We start from the raw sequence: 936 nt of genomic DNA, 5'->3' as shown, positions 1-936 counted from the left end.
CGGCAAGCTGGTCAAGGGCGCCGATCCGCTGCATCCCGGCGTCGAGGTCTTCGTCGACGAGGAGGCCGGTCCCGAGATCGCCGACAAGGTCCGCCGCCGGGCCCAGCACTTCATCGACCGCAAGATCGCCGCGCTGTACGAGCCGCTGCTGACCCTGCAGAAGGACGAGGCGCTGACCGGTCTGGCCCGCGGCTTTGCCTTCCGGCTGGTCGAGGCGCTTGGGATCCTGCCCCGCGACGGCATCGCCGCCGAGGTCAAGGAACTGGACCAGGAATCGCGCGGCATGCTGCGCAAGCATGGCGTCCGCTTTGGCCAGTTCACCATCTTCCTGCCCGCGCTGCTGAAGCCCGCGCCGACGCGCCTGCGTCTGGTCCTGTGGTCGCTGCACGAGGGGCTGTCCGAATTCCCGGAAAGCCCGCCGCCGGGTCTGGTCACCATCCCGCATCTGCCGGTCGTGCCCGATCAGGTCTATGCGCTGTCGGGCTATCGCCCCGCGGGCGACCGGGCGATCCGCATCGACATGCTGGAGCGTCTGGCCGATCTGCTGCGCGCCCAGGACACCCGCGGCGGGTTCGAGGCCAATCCCGACATGCTGTCGATCACCGGCATGACGCTTGAGCAGTTTTCGGGCCTGATGCAGGGCCTGGGCTATTCCGCCGACAAGGGCGAGCGTGCCAAGGTCAAGGCGACCGAGACCCCGGCCGTCGTGTCCACCCCCGAGGCTGACGGCTCTGACGCGCCGATGACCGAGGAGGAATCGGTTCTGGCCGCCGAGACCCGCGCCAAGTGGGAGGCCGAGCAGGCCGAAAAGCGCAAGGCAGACGCCCCTGAAGTCGATGCTGTCGACGCGGAGCCCGAGACCGCCGCCGAGGTCGCACCCCCGGAGATGGAGGTGTTCTATACCTTCAAATGGGCGCCCAAGCCGCGCGGCAACCG

The 936-nt window shown here is 69.0% G+C and carries 1 pseudogene; it reads left to right on the top strand.

Going from position 1 to position 936, the window contains the following annotated elements:
- Nucleotides 1-936, top strand: a pseudogene (locus tag TW83_RS21345) (disulfide oxidoreductase); the annotation flags it as partial.

The sequence above is a fragment of the Paracoccus sp. S4493 genome (genome assembly GCF_000967735.1).
Lineage (GTDB): Bacteria > Pseudomonadota > Alphaproteobacteria > Rhodobacterales > Rhodobacteraceae > Paracoccus > Paracoccus marcusii.
The sequence above is the reverse complement of the archived record's forward strand: the minus strand, read 5'-3'. Positions and strand labels throughout refer to the sequence as shown.